Origin of the sequence: Acinetobacter sp. AS167 (assembly GCF_037152175.1) — a bacterium.
Classification (GTDB): Bacteria; Pseudomonadota; Gammaproteobacteria; order Pseudomonadales; family Moraxellaceae; genus Acinetobacter.
In genome coordinates, this window is sequence record NZ_JBBCMP010000002.1 from 202,562 (window position 1) to 224,115 (window position 21,554).

The 21,554-nt window shown below is 37.6% G+C and carries 25 protein-coding genes; 16 read left to right on the forward strand and 9 right to left on the reverse strand.

Annotated elements, in window-relative coordinates:
- Nucleotides 1-415 precede the first annotated feature (415 nt).
- The 4 genes from WFN33_RS04255 to pabC all read right to left on the reverse strand — a co-directional run bounded on the left by WFN33_RS04255 (nucleotide 416) and on the right by pabC (nucleotide 3,665).
- Nucleotides 416-841, reverse strand: coding sequence for a PaaI family thioesterase (locus WFN33_RS04255; protein ID WP_336951748.1), 426 nt, complete (start codon nucleotides 839-841; stop codon nucleotides 416-418).
- Between the two features lie 339 nt (nucleotides 842-1,180).
- Nucleotides 1,181-1,780 (reverse strand): dTMP kinase, encoded by a 600-nt coding sequence (gene tmk / locus WFN33_RS04260; protein ID WP_336951749.1) that lies wholly within the window; start codon nucleotides 1,778-1,780, stop codon nucleotides 1,181-1,183.
- Nucleotides 1,781-1,789: 9 nt separating this feature from the next.
- The gene (mltG, locus tag WFN33_RS04265) at nucleotides 1,790-2,851 is read right to left on the reverse strand and encodes an endolytic transglycosylase MltG (protein ID WP_336951750.1); all 1,062 of its coding nucleotides are present in this window, start codon (nucleotides 2,849-2,851) and stop codon (nucleotides 1,790-1,792) included.
- Nucleotides 2,844-3,665, reverse strand: a complete 822-nt coding sequence (pabC, locus tag WFN33_RS04270) for an aminodeoxychorismate lyase (protein ID WP_336951751.1) — start codon at nucleotides 3,663-3,665, stop codon at nucleotides 2,844-2,846. The genes mltG and pabC overlap by 8 nt, the downstream gene beginning before the upstream one ends.
- A 163-nt stretch (nucleotides 3,666-3,828) precedes the next feature.
- Between pabC and WFN33_RS04275 the strand changes: the two genes are divergently transcribed.
- The 7 genes from WFN33_RS04275 to WFN33_RS04305 all read left to right on the forward strand — a co-directional run bounded on the left by WFN33_RS04275 (nucleotide 3,829) and on the right by WFN33_RS04305 (nucleotide 10,788).
- A complete protein-coding gene (locus tag WFN33_RS04275; RefSeq protein WP_336951752.1) occupies nucleotides 3,829-4,839 on the forward strand; it encodes a sulfate ABC transporter substrate-binding protein in 1,011 nt (336 codons plus the stop codon).
- Between the two features lie 43 nt (nucleotides 4,840-4,882).
- Entirely contained in the window at nucleotides 4,883-5,488 is a 606-nt protein-coding gene (locus tag WFN33_RS04280; protein ID WP_336951753.1) for an RBBP9/YdeN family alpha/beta hydrolase, read from the forward strand.
- Nucleotides 5,489-5,568: 80 nt separating this feature from the next.
- A complete protein-coding gene (cysT, locus tag WFN33_RS04285; protein ID WP_336951754.1) occupies nucleotides 5,569-6,402 on the forward strand; it encodes a sulfate ABC transporter permease subunit CysT in 834 nt (277 codons plus the stop codon).
- The gene (gene cysW / locus WFN33_RS04290) at nucleotides 6,399-7,295 is read left to right on the forward strand and encodes a sulfate ABC transporter permease subunit CysW (RefSeq protein ID WP_336951755.1); all 897 of its coding nucleotides are present in this window, start codon (nucleotides 6,399-6,401) and stop codon (nucleotides 7,293-7,295) included. Before cysT ends, cysW begins: the two co-directional genes overlap by 4 nt.
- 10 nt (nucleotides 7,296-7,305) lie before the next feature.
- On the forward strand, nucleotides 7,306-8,367 hold the full coding sequence (locus tag WFN33_RS04295; protein ID WP_336951756.1) for a sulfate/molybdate ABC transporter ATP-binding protein: 1,062 nt from the start codon (nucleotides 7,306-7,308) through the stop codon (nucleotides 8,365-8,367).
- Between the two features lie 55 nt (nucleotides 8,368-8,422).
- Nucleotides 8,423-9,352: a CysB family HTH-type transcriptional regulator gene (locus WFN33_RS04300; protein ID WP_004717184.1), complete on the forward strand. Its 930-nt coding sequence runs from the start codon at nucleotides 8,423-8,425 to the stop codon at nucleotides 9,350-9,352.
- A 218-nt stretch (nucleotides 9,353-9,570) separates the two neighbouring features.
- Nucleotides 9,571-10,788 (forward strand): OmpP1/FadL family transporter, encoded by a 1,218-nt coding sequence (locus tag WFN33_RS04305; RefSeq protein ID WP_336951757.1) that lies wholly within the window; start codon nucleotides 9,571-9,573, stop codon nucleotides 10,786-10,788.
- 89 nt (nucleotides 10,789-10,877) lie between these two features.
- Here WFN33_RS04305 and carO read toward each other — a convergent pair whose 3' ends face one another.
- Nucleotides 10,878-11,624 carry an ornithine uptake porin CarO gene (gene carO, locus WFN33_RS04310; RefSeq protein WP_336951758.1) on the reverse strand — a complete coding sequence of 249 codons (747 nt, stop codon included), beginning with the start codon at nucleotides 11,622-11,624 and terminating at the stop codon, nucleotides 10,878-10,880.
- 304 nt (nucleotides 11,625-11,928) lie between these two features.
- Here carO and dapD point away from each other — a divergent pair, with 304 nt between their 5' ends.
- The 6 genes from dapD (at nucleotide 11,929) to WFN33_RS04340 (ending at nucleotide 15,931) form a co-directional block, all read left to right on the forward strand.
- Nucleotides 11,929-12,750 carry a 2,3,4,5-tetrahydropyridine-2,6-dicarboxylate N-succinyltransferase gene (gene dapD / locus WFN33_RS04315; protein ID WP_336951759.1) on the forward strand — a complete coding sequence of 274 codons (822 nt, stop codon included), beginning with the start codon at nucleotides 11,929-11,931 and terminating at the stop codon, nucleotides 12,748-12,750.
- A 109-nt stretch (nucleotides 12,751-12,859) separates the two neighbouring features.
- Complete coding sequence (queE, locus tag WFN33_RS04320) at nucleotides 12,860-13,570, forward strand: 7-carboxy-7-deazaguanine synthase QueE (protein WP_336951760.1); 711 nt, start codon at nucleotides 12,860-12,862, stop codon at nucleotides 13,568-13,570.
- A 36-nt stretch (nucleotides 13,571-13,606) separates the two neighbouring features.
- Nucleotides 13,607-14,278, forward strand: a complete 672-nt coding sequence (gene queC / locus WFN33_RS04325; RefSeq protein WP_004717194.1) for a 7-cyano-7-deazaguanine synthase QueC — start codon at nucleotides 13,607-13,609, stop codon at nucleotides 14,276-14,278.
- Nucleotides 14,279-14,291: 13 nt separating this feature from the next.
- Complete coding sequence (locus WFN33_RS04330; RefSeq protein WP_004717195.1) at nucleotides 14,292-14,702, forward strand: hypothetical protein; 411 nt, start codon at nucleotides 14,292-14,294, stop codon at nucleotides 14,700-14,702.
- 65 nt (nucleotides 14,703-14,767) lie between these two features.
- The gene (locus WFN33_RS04335) at nucleotides 14,768-15,460 is read left to right on the forward strand and encodes a diphthine--ammonia ligase (protein ID WP_336951761.1); all 693 of its coding nucleotides are present in this window, start codon (nucleotides 14,768-14,770) and stop codon (nucleotides 15,458-15,460) included.
- 9 nt (nucleotides 15,461-15,469) lie between these two features.
- The gene (locus WFN33_RS04340) at nucleotides 15,470-15,931 is read left to right on the forward strand and encodes a peroxiredoxin (RefSeq protein ID WP_336951763.1); all 462 of its coding nucleotides are present in this window, start codon (nucleotides 15,470-15,472) and stop codon (nucleotides 15,929-15,931) included.
- Between the two features lie 156 nt (nucleotides 15,932-16,087).
- Here the strand turns inward: WFN33_RS04340 and WFN33_RS04345 are convergent, their stop codons facing one another.
- Entirely contained in the window at nucleotides 16,088-16,690 is a 603-nt protein-coding gene (locus WFN33_RS04345) for a LysE/ArgO family amino acid transporter (protein WP_336951764.1), read from the reverse strand.
- Between the two features lie 179 nt (nucleotides 16,691-16,869).
- On the opposite strand from WFN33_RS04345, the gene WFN33_RS04350 reads away from it, so the two are divergent.
- Nucleotides 16,870-17,760 carry a LysR family transcriptional regulator ArgP gene (locus WFN33_RS04350; RefSeq protein WP_336951765.1) on the forward strand — a complete coding sequence of 297 codons (891 nt, stop codon included), beginning with the start codon at nucleotides 16,870-16,872 and terminating at the stop codon, nucleotides 17,758-17,760.
- A 311-nt stretch (nucleotides 17,761-18,071) separates the two neighbouring features.
- On the opposite strand, the gene WFN33_RS04355 is transcribed toward WFN33_RS04350, so the two are convergent.
- Both WFN33_RS04355 and WFN33_RS04360 read right to left on the reverse strand, forming a co-directional pair.
- Complete coding sequence (locus WFN33_RS04355; RefSeq protein WP_336951766.1) at nucleotides 18,072-18,635, reverse strand: YceI family protein; 564 nt, start codon at nucleotides 18,633-18,635, stop codon at nucleotides 18,072-18,074.
- Between the two features lie 62 nt (nucleotides 18,636-18,697).
- A complete protein-coding gene (locus WFN33_RS04360) occupies nucleotides 18,698-19,264 on the reverse strand; it encodes a nicotinate-nicotinamide nucleotide adenylyltransferase (protein WP_336951767.1) in 567 nt (188 codons plus the stop codon).
- A gap of 101 nt (nucleotides 19,265-19,365) precedes the next feature.
- Here WFN33_RS04360 and WFN33_RS04365 point away from each other — a divergent pair, with 101 nt between their 5' ends.
- Together WFN33_RS04365 and WFN33_RS04370 are read left to right on the forward strand one after the other, a co-directional pair.
- Nucleotides 19,366-20,166, forward strand: coding sequence for an enoyl-CoA hydratase (locus tag WFN33_RS04365; RefSeq protein WP_004717217.1), 801 nt, complete (start codon nucleotides 19,366-19,368; stop codon nucleotides 20,164-20,166).
- Nucleotides 20,167-20,264: 98 nt separating this feature from the next.
- Nucleotides 20,265-21,023 (forward strand): nitroreductase family protein, encoded by a 759-nt coding sequence (locus WFN33_RS04370; protein WP_004717220.1) that lies wholly within the window; start codon nucleotides 20,265-20,267, stop codon nucleotides 21,021-21,023.
- 56 nt (nucleotides 21,024-21,079) lie between these two features.
- Here the strand turns inward: WFN33_RS04370 and WFN33_RS04375 are convergent, their stop codons facing one another.
- On the reverse strand, nucleotides 21,080-21,394 hold the full coding sequence (locus WFN33_RS04375; protein WP_336951768.1) for an NGG1p interacting factor NIF3: 315 nt from the start codon (nucleotides 21,392-21,394) through the stop codon (nucleotides 21,080-21,082).
- Nucleotides 21,395-21,554: the final 160 nt, after the last annotated feature.

A 21,554-nucleotide genomic window follows, 5' to 3' on the forward strand; every position in this document is an offset into this window, starting at 1 on the left:
GAATAAATTAGCATTATCCCTTGCAGAACTCAATATATCACTCAAGTTGTAATTACATCTATATCAATCAATACAATTGATTATTTATTATTCTTTTTGATACTCATGCTCACATTCATGATTTAAGTATCCATCAACGATCTTTCATCAATCAAAAATGGCCATATTGAGTGAATTAGACTTTTTATCGAAAGCCCCTTCTCCCTTTGGGAGAAGGCTAGAATAAGGGGATTGTATGATGATCTATGCTTTAAAAAAGAACGAACGTAAAAAGTCTATTGTTAATGATGCTTGAACCAAAAATATAGATTGATGATCAAAACAAGCTAACCATCAGTAAAAATAGTGATCATTAAAAACCATCAGAAAACTGCTAGGGATTATAAAAAATCACCCAACAGGTATTTTAAAACCCCTAAATGATTTTTTTTTGTGGTGGAACAGAATAAGTTCCTGTCACATGAGCAACAGGATCATCCGAATCCAAAGAATAAATCCAGACCTCCCCCACAATTAAAGCTTTACCCACTTTCATCAATTTACACACGCCGCGAATATCAACACCACCTGTTGGTTTGCGTAAAAAATTAATATTCATATTGGTTGTGACCGTCAAACCCACTAAACCGATTTCACCCATAATCGCAACATACAGTGCAAAATCTGCTAGGGCCATCATGGTAGGACCTGAAACAGTTCCACCTGGTCGTATATCTTGATCACTGACATGCCAAACCAATGAAGCTCCTTTTTCGGTTACTTCTTCAATTTCACAACGTTGTAAGCTAGGTGAAAAAAATTGCTGTAAGAATTCTACGATTTCAGCTTTCGAGCTTTTCATAATTAAAGTCTTTATATCCATGACCTAAAACAATATAAAGACTTTTTCGGTTCAAAACACTAGGGGCCGTTGACAATTCGTCTATGTTTACGACTATAAGTGTTTTTTAGGCAATACTAGGCACGAAATACGAAATTTAGTCATTCTAAATGATGAGAAACATCGTTTCGCAAGGTAACGAAGTAGTGACAAAAAACACTTAAGTCCCCCCACTGCGCCTTGCGCTGCAAACAAAGCAGTGCTTTGTTCTTGCTCAGGGTTGTGACTAAAATTATCTTAGTCTGCGTTATGAAACTCGAAAATTGCTCAACTGAACTTATTTAGAGGATTGATTGGCACTTATTTTAAATAACTCAACGCCTCGGCAAATACTTGCGCTGGTGCTTGAGTTGCATCTAAACGTTTCATTCGCTGAGAATCGCGAAGATGTATTTCAGAAAAACCACTACGTACCGATTCAAAAAACACCACTTTTTCTTGTTCAAAGCGGTCTAAGGCACCGCGTGCACGTGCACGGTTCATTCCCAATTCAATTGGTGCATCCAACCAAAAAGTAATATCTGGCATTTTAGAAACAAAATTTTCATTGAGCAGTTGTAACTTATCTCGGCTTAACCCGCGACCAGCACATTGATAAGCAAAGCTTGAATCGACAAACCGGTCACACAGTACAATTTTACCCTCTGACAATGCAGGTAAAATCACAGTTGCCAAATGTTGTGCTCGTGCTGCATACATCAGCAATAACTCAGTGTCATTACTCATCTGTTCTTCATGATTGACAGACAGCAATAATGAACGAATTTGTTCAGCTAAGGGCGTACCACCAGGCTCACGTGTTAAAACAACCTGTTGACCTTGTTGTTGAAAGTAATCAAATAACTTTTGAATGAGCGTGGTTTTTCCTACACCTTCAGTACCTTCAAAACTTATAAACATGCTCATTCCTTAATTCTTAGACCGCATAACTTGAATATATTCTTGCACTGCGCGATTATGATCATTCAGATTGGCTGTAAATTTGTGCCCACCATTACCTGTGGCAACAAAGTAAATGTTTTCAGAGTGATCTGGATGCATCGTCGCTTCAATGGCTTTTTTACTAGGTAAAGCAATCGGTGTAGGCGGTAAACCATTGATCGTATATGTATTATAAGCAGTCGGTGTACGTAAATCCTGCTTAGAAATTTTACCCGTATATTTATCACCCATCCCATAAATCACGGTAGGATCGGTTTGTAAACGCATGCCCAGTTTTAAACGACGATAGAACACACCTGAAACCTGAGGTAACTCGCTGTCTACACTAGTTTCTTTTTCAATAATCGATGCCATGATTAAGGCTTCATATTTATTTTTATAAGGTAAGTCTGGCGCGCGTTTTTCCCAAGCTTCATCTAAAATTTTCATTTGACGTTGGTAAAGATCAGTCAAGATTTGCTTATCCGTTGCACCCTTATCAAAGAAATAAGTATCAGGTGCAAATAAACCTTCTGGGTGATCATAAGGAATATCTAAAGCTTTCAGCATTTCACTACGGGGAAGTTGGATCACTGATTTTTCAACCAATGGATCTTTTTGCAATGACTGAATTAATTGCTTGGATGTTGTTCCCTCAATCACTAAAAGTCGGCTCATCTGAGCATTTTCAATATTAGAAACCATTTCTAATACTTGACGTACATTCATCCCTTTGGTCACTTCATACACACCAGCTTTCATGGTGTCATGGATGAAAATCTTACGATAGAGCTTAAGAATAATCGGAAAACTGACCTTATCCTCTTTGGCCAATTGATCAATAAAACCGGTATAGGTTTCACCATTTGAAATAGACAGCTTTTGTTTTTGACCTGTCACTGGATATTCTTTAAAAATACTCATTTTTAAAATAATTGCAGTTATGAGAAAAAAAATAACCAGAACGATTGCAATGCCTTTATAAATGTTATTGCTCACTTGGGCTTGAGTTTTCTTTTTAGACTTTGGCTTAGGTTTGGTTTTAGACATGAGAATTAAACTGACTTAAATTTAAAGTATTAAATAACTCAACACAGGATTGAGTGTCTAGATGTTGATGATTCAACGTTTCGACTGCTTTCATTGGACTGAGTGCATTGCAAAAGAATAGGCTTTGAAAATGTTGAATTTCATCCATATCGATAAAACGCTGTTCACAAGTGACGCCATAATGTTGCATCCGTGACAAAATTTCGGCTCGCATCACACCATGTACACCATTATAACGAAGTTCAGGCGTAATCCATCTATTGTTTATTCGAATAAAACAATTACTGCTCACACCTTCAACAACTGAACCTTGTACATCTGTAACTAATGCTTCTAACCAGCCTTTTGCTTGAGCTTCTTTTTTGAGTAGTACCTGTTCTAAACGATTTAAGGTTTTTAGTCCCACCAAATTTGGCATCAATAAGCCAATCGCCTGATCTAATACACCACTTTGAATTAATTCAGGCTGGAAGCACGCAGTTGTTTTTGGATAATAGACCACATAAAGGTCTGCTTCATGCTCGGGCATTGCATAACCACGGTCACCATCTCCCCGACTAATAATCACTTTCAATGTTCCATTCAATATTCCATTTTTTTGTCTTAAACCTTGTAGGGTCTGATCCAACAATTCGAAATTCACATCTAAAAACAAACGTTCAGCCGCTAGCTTCAATCGAGCACGATGTAAAAGTTCCAACTCCATAACATCTTGATGTAATCGGACTGTAGTAAAACAACCATCTCCATAATGAAATGCTCGATCTAAAAGTGAAATAGAATCAACAAATTGAGCATTTTTAAAACAGATCATTAAGCAGTTTCCTATGACTTTGCACGAATACTATAAGCAATATAAGTATTTTCTTTTTCTTTTTTATTCATATAAAATTCGTTTTTTATTATTTTTTATGGATAAAGACTAGCGTTATGCTCACTCCATCTTACCGAACTTCAGAATTAAATGGGGCAAAAAAATGCAGTTCTCTAAACTTAAATTCGCTGTAGCAGCAGCACTAATTTCAACCACATCTTTCAGCGTTGCTGCAAAAGATTTTTTAAATGTCTCTTATGATCCTACACGAGAATTGTACGATAATTTTAACAAGCAATTTGCAACATTTTGGAAATCTAAAACGGGCCAAGACATCCAATTTAAACAATCACATGGTGGTTCTGGCAAACAAGCCCGTGCTGTAATTGATGGTTTGCAAGCAGATGTTGTGACTTTAGCATTGGCCGCAGATATTGATGCAATTGCGCAAAATACAAATTTATTGCCAAAAGACTGGCAAAAGAAATTCCCACAAAACTCTACACCTTACACATCAACAATCGTTTTCCTCGTCCGTAAAGGTAACCCGAAAGGCATCAAAGACTGGGGTGATTTGGTAAAACCAGGTGTAGAAATTGTAACACCAAACCCTAAAACTTCAGGTGGTGCACGCTGGAACTATTTGGCAGCATGGGCTTGGGCAAAACATAAATATGGTTCAGACGCGAAAGCACAAGAGTTTGTACGTCAAATTTATAAACAAACTAAAGTACTTGATTCTGGTGCACGTGGTTCTACTACAACATTTGCAGAACGCGGTATTGGCGATGTGTTATTAGCTTGGGAAAATGAAGCGTATTTATCTACACGTGAACAACCGGGTAAATTTGAAATCATTACCCCATCACTATCGATCTTAGCAGAACCCCCTGTCGCGATTGTTGAAAAGAATGCTGAAAAAGACGGTAACTTAAACTTAGCGAAAGCATATTTAAACTATCTGTATTCACCTGCTGGTCAAGACATTGCAGCGAAAAACTTCTATCGTCCGCGTAATGCAGCAATTTTACAAAAGTATGCGACAACCTTCAAACCGTTAAAATTGGTCACAATTGACAAAGAGTTTGGCGGTTGGACTAAAGTTCAAAAGCAACATTTTGAAAATAATGGTGTTTTTGATCAAATCGTAAAAGCCAATGCAAGCAGCAAATAACTGTTTAAAATAAACTTAAACGAAAGGAAACAGGAGCATAGACTTGATTCATACAATTATTGTTCCAGGCGTTGGTGGTAGTGATTACGATCACTGGCAATCTAAATTACAACGTGAACTCATGTCTTGCTCGCGCGTACAACAACAAGATTGGAACTTACCTATTCTGAAGGACTGGATTGCCCAATTTGTTGCGACTGTCGTCAATTCTGAACAACCTGTTCAAATTGTTGCACATAGTTTCGGATGTTTAACCACGGTTGCTGCTTTGGCTCAACATCCTGAAATTGTAGCTAAAGTAAGAAAAATTATTTTAGTTGCACCAGCTAATCCAGCACGTTTTGGTGAGGCTGGTTTTGCTCGAAACAGTATGGGTGACTATGAAGCTTATTTTCATGAATTGAAAATAACTGTGCCTGCTGAAATGATTATTTCTGAAAATGATCCTTGGTTGAATTTTGAGGATGCACAAAAGCTGGCAAAAGCATGGAAAATTAGACCTCGAAATTTAGGTCAAGTTGGGCATATCAATGTTGCATCAGGCTTTGGGCACTTTCCTGAAATTTATGATCATTTGATTTTTAATCAGCAAAACTTCTTTATCAGTAATACTGATGACAACAAGTTGTTATTTAAATTTGCAATTTAATCATTGCCTTTTAAGCTTGCAAAATCGTTTTAAATTTGCTTATTGATTTCAATAAGCTTTCTCTCTTTTGAGGAGTCATCATGTCGCAGCGATCCCGAGTGCTGCCAGGTTTTGGTCTTTCACTAGGCTTCACCCTAGCGTATCTATCATTAATAGTACTGATACCACTGTCTGCTGTATTCATAAAATCATTAGGCGTAGGTTGGGATGGTTTGTGGGAAATCTTGAGCTCTGAACGTATTTTAAAATCATTACAGCTCAGTTTTACCACCGCCCTCATTGCAGCCTTAATCAATGTCATTTTCGGATTTTTATTGGCTTGGTGCTTAGTCCGTTATTCATTTCCTGGTAAACGTATAGTCGATGCATTGGTGGACTTACCCTTTGCATTACCTACAGCGGTCGCAGGTATTGCGTTAACCTCTTTATATGCATCAACAGGTTGGATTGGTCATTTGCTTGAGCCTTTAGGGATTAAAATTGCCTATACCTCACTGGGTATTACGCTTGCTTTAATTTTTATTGGTATTCCTTTTGTGGTTCGTACAGTCCAGCCTGTTTTAAGTGATCTTGAAACTGAGCTAGAAGAAGCCGCTTCGGCATTGGGTGCAAACCGTTTTCAGATCGTAACAAGAATCATTTTACCGATTTTGTTTCCTGCATTACTGACTGGCTTTGCGTTGGCATTTGCTCGTGGTGTGGGTGAATATGGTTCGGTAATCTTTATTGCGGGAAATATTCCTTACGAAACTGAAATTGCTCCGTTAATGATCATTACGCGCCTTGAAGAATATGATTATGCAGGTGCAACGACAATTGCAGTTGTGATGCTGGTGATTTCTTTCTTTATCTTGTTCCTGATTAACTTGATACAGGCTTGGGCTAGTCGCCGTACAGGGAGAACAGCACGATGAGCTTAAATACCAATAGCAATGCTTTGGCAGAAAAATTGCAATCTCGTGATGCGACACGTGAACCGGCATGGGTACGTAATACCTTACTGATTATTGGTCTGATTTTCTTTTTAAGCTGCTTAATTCTACCGTTGGTGCTTATTTTTGTTGAAGCATTTAAACAAGGGGTTCAAGTCTACTTTGCCTCACTAGTTGACCCTTATACTTTATCTGCAGTCAAACTCACATTATTGACTGCAGCCATTGCAGTACCTTTGAATGTGATTTTTGGTGTTACAGCAGCATGGTGTGTCGCCAAGTTTAATTTCCGTGGAAAATCATTCTTAACCACCATTATTGATACACCATTTTCAGTCTCACCCGTCATTGCTGGTTTAATGTTGGTTTTAATCTTTGGTTCACAAGGTTGGATTGGATCATGGTTAATTGAAAATGATATTAAAATCCTCTATGCAACACCGGCCATTATCCTTGCCACTGTATTTATTACTGTTCCTTTTGTGGCACGTGAATTGATTCCATTGATGGAAGCACAAGGTACGGAAGAAGAAGAAGCTGCGATTGTACTCGGAGCTTCTGGTTGGCAAACCTTTTGGAAAATCACCATTCCAAATATCAAATGGGGTCTTATTTATGGCGTGATTTTGTGTAATGCACGTGCCATGGGTGAATTCGGTGCAGTATCTGTGGTTTCAGGACATATTCGTGGCGAAACCAATACCTTACCGTTGCATATTGAAATTTTATATAACGAACCAAATTCGATTAGTGCTGCTTTTGCGGTCTCAACACTGTTAGCATTCTTAGCCATTTTTACCCTGATTTTAAAAACATGGGTTGAATATCGCCAAGAAAAACAAGATCGAGAAAGTAAAGAATCAACTGTTTCTTAAGGAATTGCACATGAGTATTCAAGTTAAAAATATTGAAAAAAACTTCGGTGCATTCCATGCACTTAAAAACATCTCTTTAGATTTTCCAGAAGGTCAGCTGGTTGCGCTACTTGGCCCTTCTGGCTGTGGTAAAACGACACTACTGCGTATCATTGCTGGTTTAGAATCTACCGATAAAGGGCAAGTCATTCTTGAAGGTACAGATGCGACTAATATTCACGTACGCGAACGACAAGTAGGTTTTGTTTTTCAGCATTACGCATTGTTCCGTCATATGACCGTCTATGACAATGTTGCATTTGGTTTACGTGTTCGTCCAAAAGCAACTCGACCAAATGAAACTGAAATAAAAAAGCGCGTTACCCGTTTACTAGATTTGGTACAGCTCGGTTTCTTAGCAGATCGTTATCCAGCGCAATTGTCTGGCGGTCAACGTCAACGTATTGCATTGGCACGCGCATTGGCTGTTGAACCTCGGGTATTACTCTTAGATGAACCGTTTGGTGCACTGGATGCCAAAGTACGTAAAGAATTACGCCGTTGGTTACGTACTTTACATGATGAATTACATATCACTTCAATCTTTGTTACCCATGATCAAGAAGAAGCCTTAGAAGTTGCTGATCAAATCGTGGTAATGAACAAAGGTGATATTGAACAAATTGGTTCACCGCGTGAAGTTTATGAAAAGCCTGCAACACCTTTTGTATTTGACTTTTTAGGTCAAGCAAACCGTTTTGAAGGTGAAAACCATCAAGGCATCATTCAAATTGGTGAAGATCGCATCCATCTGCCTTCGGCTACACAAACCGCCAATGGTAAAGTGATTGCCTTTGCCCGACCAAATGAATTGAAAATTCATACGCAACCGACTGAAAATACAATTCAAGCAATTTTCTTACGTGAGTTGTGGATTGCGGGTAAAGTTATGGCAGAGTTACAAGATCGTCAAGGACAACTGATTGAAATTGCTTTAAATCCTGATGAAGCAAAATTACATCAATATCGACCAAATCAAACAGTTTGGGTAAGTGCATCTACACTTCACCTATTTGAAAATCAAGTCGCATAATCGACGACAGGATGAATATTACTCCTATTCATCCACATTTGAGGTATCGAACATCATGAACTTTCAACAATTACGAATTATTCGAGAAACAGTTCGTCAAAATTACAATTTAACTGAAGCATCTGCTGCACTTTATACCTCGCAATCAGGTGTAAGTAAGCATATTAAAGATTTAGAAGATGAATTGGGTGTACAACTTTTTGTTCGTAAAGGTAAACGGTTATTAGGTTTAACTGAACCTGGTCAAGCCCTACTGAGTATTGTTGAACGCATGCTCATTGATGCTGACAATATTAAACGTCTTGCAGACGATTTTAATAAAGTTGATGAAGGTACACTCACCATCGCAACAACACATACACAAGCACGTTATGTGTTACCACCGATCGTGAATTTATTTAAAAAAGCATTTCCAAAAGTTCATTTGATTTTGCAACAAGCCAGTCCTGTGGAAATATCTGAAATGTTATTGCTTGGTTTGGCTGATATCGGTATTGCAACTGAATCACTGACCACTGAAGATAATTTGGGCAGTGTATCTTTCTATAACTGGAAACACAGCATCATTACGCCACAAGATCACCCATTGACTAAGCTTAATCCCAAAGAGATTACCTTAGAAAAATTGGCTGAATTTCCAATTATTACTTATCACGGGGGTTTTACTGGACGTTCTAAAATTGATAAAGCCTTTGAAGATGCCAATTTAGATGTAGACATTGTGATGTCAGCACTGGATGCCGATGTGATCAAAACCTATGTTGAACTGGGAATGGGTGTCGGTATCGTCAATGATGTCGCTTATGACACAGAACGAGATAAGCGTCTAAAACAAATCGATACTGATATTTTTGGTTTAAATACGACATGGATTGCAGTTCGTAAAGGGCATCTACTCCGTGGCTATGGCTATGAGTTTATTTCGCTCTGCTCTCCAGAAGCTGATATCAAAGCATTGAAAAAAATTGCGTATCCTGATGATTAAACTTTGAAATCAATCATCAAGAAAGAAACCATCAAAGAGTCATGATGATTAATGATAGAGAGCTACGGCTCTCTTTTTTATCATTTAAAAATAAAACACAAACTCTTAAGAATAATTAATCTATTTGATTTTATTTAATATTTTATTATGAGCATGCTTTTTTAGTATAAAATTTAGTCTTATCTTAATCACTGATCAATTTATTTTTGGGGGAATGAATGAATTCGATTGCTTGGGGCTTAACCCTTGGAAGTTTTGTTCCTCTTTTTAGCCATGCAGCAGGTATGGAGAAATCTGACCAGTCTATCCTTGCTTTTTTAGAACCACGTCATTATGTAGAGTTGTCTTATGCAGAGCTCTATGCAGATGTTTCAGGACAACTACCCCAACATGAGCAATTCAAACAACTCGGCATTCAAGATTTTTCAACAGGCAACCTTGTTAACAATTACCACTTTGTCAAAGCTGCCGCAAAACTACAAATTGCCTCGCAACTTTCATTTGGACTGATTTATGATCAGCCTTATGGTGTTGATCTCAGTTATGAATATCGCCCACAGAGCTTTGCTGGAAAGCAACTTTTAGAGTCGGGTCAATTTAAGTTTAAAAGCCAAAACCTTTCAATGTTATTGGGTTATCAACCTAGTGCGAATTGGAATATATATACTGGTGGCATTTATCAACAGTTTGAGGGTGAACTCAAAGTCTTTGGAGCAAACTATTCAGCGATGAGTGGTTATCATGCAGAGCTAAAACAAAGTTCAGGTCATGGTTGGCTTGCAGGTCTAAGCTACCAAATTCCAGAGTATGCAGTAAAAACTGCGATTACCTATCGTTCCAAAATCAATCATCAATCGGCAATCAATGAGGATGTTGCAGAGCAAGCTTTAAGTATTCTTCCCTTCGCGAAAACGCAAATCACCACACCTCAATCCATCAATTTGGATCTTCAGACTGGTTTAACACCATCGAATATTCTTTATGGTAATTTGAGGTGGGTCAATTGGAAAGATTTTGAAATTCAACCTAGACAATTTGGTGCAGTGGTTAATATTGCTGCAGAACAATATCCCGAGCTAATCAAACCTTTTAATTTGATTGATTACAACAAAAATCAATGGTCTGCAAAGCTTGGGCTTGCACATATATTTTCACAACAATGGATTGCCACTACGGATATTTCATGGGATTCAGGCACTGCGAATCCCGCTGGAACCTTAAATCCTTCTGATGGCTTTTATGCTTTAGGTTTGGGTGCTTTATATAACATCAATCCGCAGAGCTTTATTTCTTATGGTGTTAAATATTTTAAATTCAATAAAGCAAAAGTTAGCGACTTAGATGCCAATACTTCGATTATTCAAAACTCAACTTTATCTGAAGTGGCTCATAATGATGCTTTTGCCCATGGAATTCGACTTGGCTATCGCTTTTGATTCATCTGAAAATCCAGTTATAAAAAATACCCAGTTCAAAATAAAAAAACGAGCCGAAGCTCGTTTTTTATTACATGATCAACAATCAATTACCAATGGTAGCTTACGCCCACTTTACCAACTGGTAACCATTTATATTTGTCATCATTACGGATTTTATCCGCTTCTGCTCTAGTTGCTTGACCTAGAGTACGACCATCATCACCAATTAATCCTGGGTTACTAGAAACCAGTTCCACTGTTGGATTACCTGTGTAGTAAGCACCTACTTCACCAAATACACCGAAATTCTTATTAATTTTCGGAGCAATACCGAAGCCTACATATGGGGCAATATCATTATCGTATTTCTGGTTACCTTTAATTGATACATTATCATTTAAACCAGCATTAAAGCGTGACCCATCAACTTTAAATGATGCATTACGACCAATATTACGATTTACATCATAATCATTGTCAATATAAGCTACACCAGCAGCGACATATAGACCTTGTGCCCAAGTATTTTGGCTTGCACCCCAAGGACGAATCTCAGCGTTTAAATACGCTAATTTGTTGTCCATGTCTAAGTCATATTTAGATCCATTGATTTTTAAATCATCAGACCAAGAAATATCACCACCGTTATAACCCAGTGCTAAACCAACATAAGGGTTAGCAGTCCAAAGTAAAGCACCACCGTAACCAGTTGTACCGACTTCAAGACGAGCACCTGTAGGAATTAATTGGTTTGCTTCAAATGCATAACCTTGGTCAACAACAGAGCCATCTGCCATTGCTAGACCAGAAGCAGATAACGCAGCTGTAACAGCCAATAATTTTAACACTTTCATTTATGTCTCCTCAAAAAATAGAGTTTGTTCTTTAATCATTAATGTGTTGGACTCAGGACGATCATATGTGATTCTCTGCTCACAATTAATAGATAAATTGATTGCTTTTTGTTATTTTTTGATACAAATAGATATTAATTGTTGTTTTTAAAGAGAATAAGTTAAATAAAAACTTAACAATTCGCTCTTTTGGTTATTTTATTTTAAATTATAAGATTAGTTTTTTCGATTGAAACTAGATTTTATATCTAAACTGAGTCCAATTTGGTGTAGAATCTTTTAAAATTTTTTGGGAAGGAAGATCATGTCTCAGCTTTCAACGATCATCGAACAAGCGTTTGAAAACCGTGCTAACTTTACAGCAGTAGATTGCCCTGCTGAAGTACGTCAAGCTGTTGAAGAAGCCATTGCTGGCTTAGATAACGGTACACTTCGTGTAGCTGAAAAAATTGACGGTGAATGGGTTGTTCACCAATGGTTGAAAAAAGCTGTGTTATTGTCTTTTAAGTTAAATGATAACAAGCCAATCGAATCATGTGATCTTCGTTTCTATGACAAAGTAGAGACTAAATTTACAGGTTGGACTGAAGAACAATTTAAAGCTGCTGGTGTACGTGTAGTACCGCCTGCTGTTGCGCGTAAAGGTTCTTTCCAAGCGAAAAATGTAGTATTGATGCCTTCGTATGTAAACATTGGTGCTTATGTAGATGAAGGCACAATGGTCGATACATGGGCAACTGTAGGTTCGTGTGCCCAAATTGGTAAAAATGTTCATCTTTCAGGTGGTGTAGGCATTGGTGGTGTTCTTGAACCACTTCAAGCAAACCCAACAATCATTGAAGATAACTGCTTTATTGGTGCACGTTCTGAAATCGTTGAAGGTGTGATTGTTGAAGAAGGCTCAGTTATTTCAATGGGCGTATTCATTGGTCAATCGACTAAGATTTTTGACCGTGAAACAGGTGAAATCCATTATGGTCGTGTACCTGCTGGATCAGTTGTTGTTTCAGGCAGCCTACCATCTAAATGTGGTACGTATAGCTTATATGCTGCAATTATTGTCAAGAAAGTTGATGCTAAAACACGCGCTAAAACAAGCCTGAACGAATTGCTTCGCGAAGACTAATTTATATCCCCTCGTGGAATTTTAGTCATCTAGCATGGCAATCGCTTCTCATCTCTACGGTCAATCGTGATCGTAGAGATTTTTCATTTTGTAATCTGTGGTAAATTTCATGAATTCTCTTCGTTCTTCAACTATTCCTGTTTCTGATCCGTCTGCGGGGCTACGTATCACGGAGATTTTTTATTCATTGCAAGGTGAAGCCAACACTGCGGGTTTACCTACTGTTTTTATTCGTTTAACGGGTTGCCCATTACGCTGTACCTATTGCGATACCACCTATTCTTTTGAAGGTGGCGAGCGCCAATCGCTTGACCAAATAATTCAAACAACATTAGATTATAAAACTCCTTACATCTGTGTCACAGGTGGCGAACCCCTCGCTCAACCCAATGCCTTACCCCTAATGCAACGTTTGGCAGATTTAGGTTGTGAAGTTTCTTTAGAAACCAGCGGCGCTTTAGATGTCTCTAAAGTCGACTCACGCGTTTCAAAAGTTTTAGATTTAAAAACCCCAACTTCGGGTGAGGTTGCACGAAATTTACTGAGCAATCTTGATCATTTAACACAACATGATCAAATCAAATTTGTGATTTGTAATCGTGAAGATTATGAATGGTCTAAACAGCAAGTTGAACAATACGCTTTAGAGCAAAAAGTCAGTACAGTTTGGTTTTCTCCTGCTTTTGCAGTGCAAAAAGGTGCGGCACGTTTGCCTCAGCTTGCTCGTGATTTAGCACAATGGATTTTAGAAGACCATCTCCCTGTTCGCTTCCAGTTGCAATTACATAAATTGCTTTGGAACGATGAAACTGGTCGTTAAATTTATCGTCAATTATTAATATTTGGAGAGTTGGATATGCGCCCTCGTGCCGTAGTCTTATTATCTGGTGGCTTAGACTCAACGACGTGTTTGGCTTGGGCTCAAGCAAACTATGACTGTATCGCCCTAAGTTTTATGTATGGTCAACGCTCTACCACTGAACTCGATGCAGCCCGTGCTTTAACGCAACGCGCAGGTGTAGAACATCGTGTGATTAATATCGATTTAGGTAATTTAGGCGGTTCAGCGCTTACAGACCTTAACATTGATGTACCTGATCATGAAACAGATGGTATTCCTGTAACTTATGTTCCAGCACGTAACACCATTTTCTTGTCTTATGCACTTGCTGCTGCTGAAGTTTTTGATGCTCAAGCAATTGTAATTGGCATCAATGCTGTTGATTATTCAGGATATCCTGACTGCCGACCAGAGTTTATCGAGGCTTTTGCCAATATGGCTCGTCTTGCAACGAAAGTGGGTGTGGAAGGAAAGCCTCTTAAATTTGAAACACCTCTGTTACATTTATCCAAAGCGAATATAATACGCTTAGGTATCGAACATGGCGTAGACTATAGTCAAACGGTTTCATGCTATCAAGCAGATGACCAAGGACGTGCTTGTGGCAAGTGTGATAGCTGCCGACTTCGTAAAGAAGGTTTTAAGGATGCAGGTATTGCAGACCCAACACGTTATATACCGCAATAACAAGGTACTGTTTATGAAAAATTTAAAATCAAGTCTTATTCTTTCTGCTTTATTTTCAGCCTCGGCTTTAATGGGATCTACGGCTTTTGCTGCTGAATCAAATGCAGTTCAACAAGCCTATAAAAGCGCAAATGTGAAATCTGCGCTTATTGGTGTGTGTAAAACAGAAACTGCTAAAGGTGGTAAGTTAACTTCTGCGGAAGTAAGTAAATACTGTAGCTGTGCTGTTGAATCTGATGGTAAGTTAACCAATGATCAAAAATGGCAAATTCAAAGTGCCATTAACCAAAAGAAAAGCCCAGCGACACTGGCTTTCGTTCAAAAAAACAACCAAGACCTTCAAACATGTTTTGGTCCTCAGCTAACAGGTAAATTAAAAACCTTAACTGAAGAAGCAATGAAAGCTGCACAAGCGAAGAAATAATTTCTTCTTGTTGTGAAGAGCCTGCATATGCAGGCTCTTTTTACAATTGGATGATACAAAGCGATATGCTAGATCAATGGGACACTGTTCTACAGCAACAAAAGTTTGTTGCTTCATATAGTGGCGGTAAAGATAGTAGCCTTGCGTTATACCATGCTTTGCAAACTGGACAAGCCGTGGCTTTAATGGTCATGTTAGAAGAACATGGGCAAAGATCTCGTTCTCACGCCATGCCGCTGGATATCATTGATACTCAAGCTAAGCTGATTGGTTTACCAATTCTTAAAGCAGCAGCCACGTGGAATGAGTATGAACATCAATTTTTAAATCTGCTCAATCAAGCCAAACAGCTGGGTGCAGAAGCCCTTGTTACGGGTGATATTGATCTGATTGGACATGCGCAATGGAACCAATCTGTCTGTGAGCAAAGCCAATTACAGTTATGCATGCCATTATGGCAAAAACCACGGCTCGACATTGTGAGTGAATTGATTCAACTGGGTTTTGTCAGCATCATTGTGACGATTAATTTAAACCTCGGTATGCGGGTTGAAGATTTAGGTAGAATTTTAACAGCTGATTTTGTGAATGAATTAATTACACGAGGGATTGATCCATGTGGTGAAGCTGGTGAATTTCATACCACATTGATAGATGGTCCCATTTTTAAAAAACCACTTTTACTGCATAAAGGTGATATTCTGTATCATGAAAATTATGCATTTCTAGCACTTGAACTTAAACAAGATAGCATTTAAGGACAAACAATGACTGAGCAAATATTACTTCCGAATCAAAAATTCCCTACGACTACGGGTGAAATCAATCTCACTGAGCTCTCCACAGATTGGTTAGTTTTATATTTTTATCCAAAAGATTCTACACCTGGCTGTACCACTCAAGCGGTTGGTTTCTCCTGTATAAAAGACCAATTTGACGCTTTAAATACCACTATCATTGGTGTATCTCGTGACTCTGTAAAAGCACATCAAAACTTTACTGAAAAGCAAGCATTGACCATTAATCTGATCAGTGACAAAGAAGAAGAATTATGTAAACACTTTGATGTGATTAAAGAAAAAAATATGTATGGTAAAAAAGTGATGGGAATTGAACGCTCAACATTTATTTATCATCAAGGTAAACTGGTTAAAGAATATCGTAAAGTTAAAGCAGCTGGACATGCTGAACAAGTTTTAGAAGACTTAAAAGCACTACAAAAAGCTTAACTGCAAAAGTCCCTACTCGCTTTGAAGTTAACGCGATTTTAAGCGTGTCAGGGACTTTAGCAGTTTCTTATTGAGAACATACTCAAATCTGATATAGCTTATTCCTTCTTTTCTCATTAAAAATGATCATTATGCTGAGTTGACCAACAATACCAATTAAACCAGCAAAGATATTGCAATTCCCCACATGACTAATGCAATAATAAAATCTAATATTTGCCATGAGCGTTGATTTTGAAAAACGGGGAGTAAAAAGCGTGCACCAAAACCTAAGCTAAAGAAGAATAACCACGATGCCGTTACTGCACCAATCGCAAAATACAGCGCGGCGGTAGATTCAAACTTTGTCGATATAGAACCAATTAAAACCACAGTATCCAAATAAACATGTGGATTAAACCAAGTTAAAGCTAAACAAATCAGAAGCATTTTCATTAGTTTGAATTCATTATTTTCACTCGGTTTTAAACCTGTCGATGTTCTGAAAGCTTGTAGAAAATGTTGTGCTCCATAGACCAATAAAAACGTTGCTCCGAAATACTTTGCCCAATCGACAAACTCTGGATGGGTTTGAATAACTTTTGAAAATCCAAGCACACCCAATAAAATTAAAATCGAGTCAGATGCGGCACAGACCACGCAAACCCAAAATACATGTTGCTTCTTTAAACCTTGTTTGAGTACAAAAGCATTTTGAGCGCCAATTGCAATAATCAGGCTAAACCCAACAGCTAACCCCTGCATATAACTTTGCAACATTTTAAAACTACACTTTTAAAGTTTTGAATGGATTGTGCTATTATCCAAATTTACTCCTTTAAATGAGTATTTCTAAGTAAATATCATTTAAGTTAAGTTTTTCTTAGTTATTGGTAATGGGGTATTTTAAAATAACTCATCTCTTTATATAAAAACGCCCAATTTTTTAGAGGATCCGCATGTTACAAAGTAAGCATAGTGAAGCTTTTCTAGCGGTTGCCGAAACAGGTAGCTTTGAGCAAGCTGCTATTCGTTTGAACATCACAGCGTCAGCGGTAACATTACGTTTGCAAACTTTGGAAAAACAACTTGGACAAGTCCTGATCATTCGAGAAAGACCATGCAAAGTCACTCAAGCAGGCCAGGAAGTGTTACTTTTTCTACAACATCATCGCTTGATGGAACAGAATTTAATTCAGAGTCTTCAAGGACAAAGTTCACAATCACAATTTTTTAAATTAAACATAGCCACCAATGCCGATTCATTGGTGACGTGGCTATTACCCACAATTCAACACACCTTACTTACAGAAAAAATTGCTATAGACTTAAAAATTGATGATCAAACTCAAACCCATCACTTACTGGAAGCGGGATTAGTCAATGCCTGTATTTCAACCGAATCGAAACCAATGAAAGGCTGTGAGGCGATTCATTTAGGTACAATGAGTTATAGGATGGTTGCTACACCGAATTTTATCCACACTTACTTTCAGCATGGTATTCAACGTGAAACATTACGGCATATCCCTGCTGTTATTTTTAATGATAAAGACCACGTGCATGCCGAAGTTTTACAGCAAGTTTTTGGCTTGATGCCAAACAGTTATCCATGCCACTTTATTCCTTCTGCAACATCTTTTGTAGATGCGATTTTGCTCGATTTGGGCTATGGCATGGTACCTAAAATGCAAATTCAAAAAGAATTAGTAACAGGACAATTACTTGAAATCATACCCAAAGCAAGAACCGATTTACATCTATATTGGCATCATTGGAAACAACAATCTAAGCAACTGGAAAAACTCACTTTGGATTTAATTAGTAATACTCAGTCTATTTTAATCTAAGCACATGCTAATACTATTTGATTAATAGCGAATTCAAATCACATGTAAAGAGCCCAACCATATCCCAGATTGAAATTTCATACATTTGACGAGCTAAACCCTTAGCTTGCGTTGCAAAAAATTGTGCTTTGTTCTAGTACTCAGAGTTAAAGTATCTAAGTACCAAAAAAATTGTCGAATGAGTGAATCGTCCCCGCGTAAAAATGATATCCGTATCGCTATGCGATAGATATACAATAAATAATTGAACAATAAAAAATGTAAAACTACGTTATAGATATTATGCTAATTATGTTGGGCACTATACGTTATTACTTTATCCTCCACTGCCCAGACACTTGGATATTCACTTTTTCTCCAACGCCACCCACAGCTTTTTTCATTCCGAAATCACTACGCTTTATGACTGTAGTAGAACTAAAATCTAGCAATTTTGGATTATTTAGATTGGGTTTAATTGTCGCATTAAAAGTTACAGGCTTAGTCACATTACGCAAGGTTAAATTACCTGAAATTAGATATTTATTATTAGCAAGCGGTTTAAATGCCATACTTTTAAAAGAAGCGGAAGGATATTTAGCAGCGTAAAATAAATCTTCACCCATAATCATATTTTTTAAAGAAGATTTATTAATGCTTAGGCTATTTACATCCATCACAAATTCAGTAGATGCATTTTGCGGAGCGCTCGTATCAAAATTAAGGGAAGAATTAACACGCTTAAATTGCCCTTTGACGATGTTCATACCCAATGAGTCGATATGAAATCCAACATCACTATTGGGTGTCAATGTCCAAGACGCGGCATAGCTTGAAATCGAAATAACGAAGCTACCCAATAAAACTCCGTTTATAGCGACTGATTTAAACTGCATGCAATACTCCATTCATATTCTATATATTTCTATTCAGTGTATTGCAATGCACACAAAAAACATTAAAGATTTGATTTGTCTTGCGTTTGGTATTTGTACTTTAATTGTTGGTAAATTTCCGTTTTCTGAAATTTCTCTAAAAACTCAGCTGTGCCCAAAGGAAACTCGACCTGATAAACTTCACCACGATAATATGCCTCACGTAGTGGGGTCGCAGAGATAGAGCCAACTAAACTATCCAATTCAACCATTTGCCATTCTGGAAATAGTTTTAAGTAATAAGATGAATCATCTTTAAAGTGACCAATTAAACCAATCTTATCAGTCTCTAAAACTGTAGCATTCACCAAGGACTTAACCAGCTCTACCCATTTAGTATCATTATAAACATCAATAACATGTACAAATTTGATTCGTTTTTGATCCGCTTCAGAAAAATTAGATAAAATCATTTGTTCCCGTTCTGATGCCAGAAAAGGATTTTTAGTATTCCGTTCATTTTGCGCAGAACCCAAGGCCAAAATTACATATTGGCTTTGTTGTAATGCAATTTTAATAGTTTGCATATGCGCGAGATGAAAGGGCTGAAAACGTCCAATATAAACAAGATAATCAAATTTATAAGTCATAAAAGTAATTTTTTATGAACTCATCAGTTGCAACAGAATTTCAAATATGCGACATAATGAGGGCATAAAATCCAATTAAATTTTAAAGCAAGGATAGTACGATGACACTTAGTTGTATTCAACAGCCACATCAACATTTAAACGCAAATTTAGAGAATGGTGTACTGACTTTAGCAATTAATCGACCAGAAGCAAAAAATGCACTGTATGGTGAATTATATCTATGGATTGCAAAAGCCCTAGATGAAGCTGATCAAGATCGTGATGTTCGTGTGGTAATCTTACGTGGCGCAGATGCTGACTTTAGTGCAGGTAATGATATGAAAGATTTTATGGCTTTCATTCAACAACCACTTGAAGGTAAAGAAGGTGACGGCCCTCCATTTGTATTATTAAAATCTGCTGCACGTTTATCTAAACCATTGATCTGCGCAGTACGTGGTGTGGCGATCGGGATCGGAGTAACAGTACTTTTACATGCTGACCTCGTGTATGCAGACAATACTGCCCTATTCCAAATCCCATTTGTCAGTCTGGGACTTTCTCCTGAGGGTGCTTCCAGTAAACTCTTAATTCAACAAGCGGGATATCATAAAGCGGCTGAATTACTGTTAACTGCACAAAAATTTAACAGTGAAAAAGCGCTCAATGCTGGCTTAATCAATAGTATTGAAGACGATGTATATGGTCACGCTTTACACCAAGCACAGACCCTAGCAGCACTTCCGTTGGCTTCAATCAAACAAACCAAAGCATTAATGAAGCATAATCTTGAAGAGATTATTCAATGCGTGGATGATGAAGCGGTGATCTTTATGCAACGCGTTAAATCACCTGAAATGGCTGAAGCCGTTGCCGCATTTATGCAAAAGCGTAAGCCAAACTTCTCTCAATTTAATTAATTGAGAGAATCTGTCAAAAGCCACTGCATGACTAATATTCAGTGGCTTTTGTCATTTTGAATCCAATAAAACATATCATTTAATTATGGGTAAAGATCATGTCACAAGATACAACGACCAAGAAGCGCTATTACGAACCCGCTCCACAAGATATCGATATTGAAAATTTCCGTAAAGTCATAGAAAGTCGTCGCTCAGTACGTAAATACACTGAAAAGCAAATTCCTGCCGATGTTTTAGATGCTTGTTTAGATTTGGCTTTATTGGCACCAAACTCATCAAATCTTCAGCCTTGGACGTTCTATGTGGTTCAGTCTCAAGCGAAAAAGAAACAATTAGTCAAAGCTTGTTTAAGCCAATTATCAGCAAAAACAGCCGCAGAACTGATTGTATGTGTGGCACGTATTGACCGTATTGATGAAATGGCAAAAAACAATTTAACCCATTTCCCAATGCCAGAAGCGCCAAGAGCTGTAAAACAATATTATAAATTTATTGCATATAACTATAAAACAGGTTATCTGAATGCTTTAGGTAACTTTAAAAAGGTGGCTTTTAAAGTAGCACGCACTTTAGATAAACAACTTCCTGTCACTGCATTCAACCCAGCTGATGCAAAGCTTTGGGCCAGTAAAACAACAGCCTTGGCTTGTGAAAACTTGGTACTGGCTTTACGTGCTTATGGTTTTGACAGTTGCATGATGGAAGGTTTTGATGAACCCTTAGTTCGCAAGATCCTCAATCTAGGTGATAAAGAATTTCCAGTCATGGTGATTAGTGCCGGTGAACGTGCTGAAGATGGCGTATTCTTCCCACAATACCGTTTTGATCGTGATTTGTTTATTCAAAAAGTTTAATTTTAGCTTATAAATTCCTCCTCTTTGTTCAGAAGCGGGTTGAGATTTTTAAACTATTATTCAATATCAATGATTTGAATAAACTCAAAAGCAGGTTCTTCATAAGGATGACTTGCTTTTAAAGCGATTGCCACTTGTTTGGCCTTGTGTTCAGGAACGATAGTTTCCACTCGCCATTCAGGCAATTGCTCTAAATGATCTAACTCGCCTATAAAAGGCTGTGCACCGCTTAACGGTTTAAATTGCCCTGTTCCTAACACTTGCCAAGCGCAATGTTCATAATCACCAATACCACCCGCTCCTGCTTGAAAAATTGCAAGTTTGGTTGCTTCAAGGTGTGATTCTGGAACATAGTAGATCAGTTTAAGCATATTTATTTTATAATCAAAAACTTGATTATAGCTTTGTTCGTATTTACTTTTACTTATTTTTATTTGGTTTTCGTTAGAAAAAAGCTATGTATTGTTAGCTCAATTCATAAGATTTAAACAGAACTGTAGATTTTATAAGCTTGATCAGAATACAAAAAAA